Origin of the sequence: Bacillus hominis, from assembly GCF_018332515.1 — a bacterium.
GTDB lineage: Bacteria > Bacillota > Bacilli > Bacillales > Bacillaceae_G > Bacillus_A > Bacillus_A hominis.
Genome location: NZ_BOQD01000258.1, coordinates 1 through 3,101 on the forward strand (window position 1 = coordinate 1; position 3,101 = coordinate 3,101).

The following is a 3,101-nucleotide window of genomic DNA, read 5'->3' on the forward strand; positions in this document are numbered from 1 at the left end:
CGTTCTTTTATGAAGAGGGATTTAAAATATAATAGAAAAGTTTATAATATAGAAAGGAATTTCACGATTAATTAATGGCTGTAACAAATTGCTAAACAAGGTATTGTATCCTGGGGAAATATCGAATCTTTAAGTTGAATTAACGTCATCTTGAAAGGTAATTTATATATGTTACCTATATACTTAACATATATAGTTTGTATTTGGTATGATGAAAACATATAATGTGATACTTAAATGAAATGAAAGGGGATTAGGAAGTAATGACAGTAATAATCGGAGGGATTTTTGAAAACTATGTGCAAATTTCTGCTGATTGTAGGAGAAGTATATTTAATGGAAAAGAATTTTCACATTCTATAGAGGAGTGGGCAAATAAAATCATTCAGCTTTCTGATCATATTGTTTTAGCTGCATTAGGTGATGTTGAAGCAACTGTGAAATCTAAAAAGAGACTGATGCAGGTGTTTCAACAAAATCCAAATATAAGTTTAGGAGAGTTGGTTGAAGAATCGCAGTCTATTTTCCGAGAAGAGCTTATGAACAGAAAAAAAGAATATGCGGAAGAACTTCACAAAAAGAAATCTTTCATTTGCAGGGTCTTTTCTAAAAAGAAACCATTAGAAGAAATTAAGGTAAATGCTGCATATTTAATTGGGGGCTTTGATCACGATAAAAATGAACCTTTTCTTTATGTATTTGGAAATATTAATAATTATAAATTAAAGGACTTGAAAGCTCCACATTTTGTCCCTTTAGGTGAGTGTATGGATGAAATAAGAAACCGATTAGAAGAAAGATTACATGTTAATATTTCATTAGGTATGTGTATGAAAGAATTTGGAGAAGAAATAAAATTTGCTGCTAGTAAGAAACAATCCGTTAATGAAAATGTATACCATTGTACAATCACTAAAAAAGGGATTACTTTCAGGGAAACTCCACCTAAGCCCGCAATATAGATGGTTATGAGCAAACTTCTTTCTAAAGTAGTGTATGACTATTAAAGGGAGTGGAAGATAAGTGGATAGTGAGTTTTTAATTAAGATACCTGGTAAGGGGCTTTCGTTGGAGGAGATAGCATCTTCATACCTAGAATTGATAGAAGATGATTTTAATATAACAATTGAAGAAATGGCTGATTATCTTAGTTGTAGTTATGACTATGTACAAAGGAACATAGCGCCATGCATCTATCATGTATATATTAACTCTGTAGCAAATAAGGCTTTATTTACACATTGTGAGGGTAGTAAATATGTGGAGCTGTTCACGAAACGTAAATTATTTTCGCGAAGTGAGTTTCAACAATTCTTGTTGAAAGAGTCAGTTTTGCTTGTTGATCGGCAACGGTATTACTTGGACGAGTTAAGCATCGCATCCAGGGAGAAAATGATGAGATTAGCTAAAAAACAAGAACAAAAAACTACTACTACAAAGATGTTTGAAACTATAGCGCTACAGCAGACAAGTCTTCTATATTCGAAAACAGATTTAATGAATAAAGTTGTTGAAGAGTTTCCGGTTAGCGAATTACCTATGGGATTATATAGTCTCAAAGACTTATTAGATGGTATAGATGATCTGAATTTAAAGTTTCGATATAAAGTATCGGTGTATCGATACCTGGAGAAACAAGGGATTCCAAAGGTGAAGATACAATCATTAATACGATATAGAAGAGAAGATTTAGAAAATACTGCTGTGTATTCGCTGCCTTTAATAGTAGATAAAAAAGAAATACTAGCAAGTATTGAAAAAATGCTAGGGACGGATGTGTAATTCACTGAGTTCTTAATACATGAGAATTGTATATTCAATGAAAGATAAAAAGTACGTGAGAAGAAATGAAAAAGAAATGAAAAAGAAATGAAAAAGAATAATTTATAAAAAGGACTCTTGTGTGTATTAGGAGTTCTTTTTATAAATCTTTTTATATATTACTGATAAAGGTAACATATAATATAATCTATTAATTTCCATTCTGACAAAATACAGCAAAGACCGTGCGAGCTTCGTCGATGGATTTTAAAAGGGATTATTCCTTCAATATGGAATTCCCCTTATAGGCCTCACGACACCATTTCGGGAAAATTGTACGCTAAGGACTACAGACCTTTGTCATTACAGTGTTTCTTTTAGATGAGTATATGTTCATAAAGATAAAATACAAAGTTTAATTGAACACTGATTTATATACACACTTTATGAACGCGATTATAGCTAGAAAGCATTGATATTATTGAGTTTTATCGTCTGTCCATAAACATAAGGTTTTCTGGACAGATGTCTCTTAACGTACAGGAAACGCTTAAAATGTGTCCAAATTGTGTTTAAACGTACAATTTTCCCGAAATGGTATGGTGAGGCCTATATGATAATCAAAAATTTTAGAGATATTAACGAATAAAATATGACTGATTTTAAATAATAAACTTTATAATAGATTAAAGAAACTCTTCTTAGTAATTTCCATAGGTGAGGTTGTGAACTATGTAATGGGAACAGATAAATTTAATAACATAAAAATTGATAAATATGAAAATTTAATCAATGTTTTAAAAACAGGAGATATTTTTTTATGTTCAGGTAACTATTTGGTGAGTAAATTAATTAAAAAGGTTTCTGAATCAATGTTTAGTCATACGGGGATTATTGTAAAATGGGGAGAACATACGCTTATTATGGAAAGTGTTGAGGACGATGGAGTCAGGATAGTCCCGCTAGAGCATTATATAAAAAACTATGAGAACTCTAACAACAGATATAATGGTTCATTATTTATTGCTCGTCATGAATTATTGCAAAATGTTAACGATGATAGTGAAATGATTAGAAACCTTATTAAAGTTGGCTTTAGTTTATTAAACAGTGGATACGATAAAAATGAAATTGCTCAAATTGTTGCTCGGATAGGGTTAGGAATAGGGAGACACGAAGACAATAATGAATATATATGTTCCGAGTTTGTAAATGAGTGTTTTAAAAAAATAGGTGTAGAGTTTCTTACTGACTCAGAGGGATTTATCTTCCCTGAGCATATTGCTGCTGATCATCATGTTCTTCCTATTGCGCAGATAGAATAACAAAAAAGACACTTA

At 31.2% G+C, this 3,101-nt stretch carries 3 protein-coding genes; all 3 read left to right on the forward strand.

Features of this window, described 5'->3' with window-relative positions:
* The first annotated feature begins 263 nt into the window (after nucleotides 1-263).
* On the forward strand, nucleotides 264-962 hold the full coding sequence (locus tag KI356_RS21350) for an Ntn hydrolase family protein (protein ID WP_212936381.1): 699 nt from the start codon (nucleotides 264-266) through the stop codon (nucleotides 960-962).
* A 106-nt stretch (nucleotides 963-1,068) separates the two neighbouring features.
* On the forward strand, nucleotides 1,069-1,782 hold the full coding sequence (locus KI356_RS21355; protein ID WP_216635082.1) for a helix-turn-helix domain-containing protein: 714 nt from the start codon (nucleotides 1,069-1,071) through the stop codon (nucleotides 1,780-1,782).
* A gap of 716 nt (nucleotides 1,783-2,498) precedes the next feature.
* On the forward strand, nucleotides 2,499-3,086 hold the full coding sequence (locus KI356_RS21360; RefSeq protein WP_002163780.1) for a YiiX/YebB-like N1pC/P60 family cysteine hydrolase: 588 nt from the start codon (nucleotides 2,499-2,501) through the stop codon (nucleotides 3,084-3,086).
* Nucleotides 3,087-3,101: the final 15 nt, after the last annotated feature.

Bases quoted from the DNA above. Each gene is read 5' to 3' on its own strand.
- KI356_RS21350 (WP_212936381.1), top strand. From the start codon at position 264: ATGACAGTAATAATCGGAGGGATTTTTGAAAACTATGTGCAAATTTCT.
- KI356_RS21360 (WP_002163780.1), top strand. From the start codon at position 2,499: ATGGGAACAGATAAATTTAATAACATAAAAATTGATAAATATGAAAAT.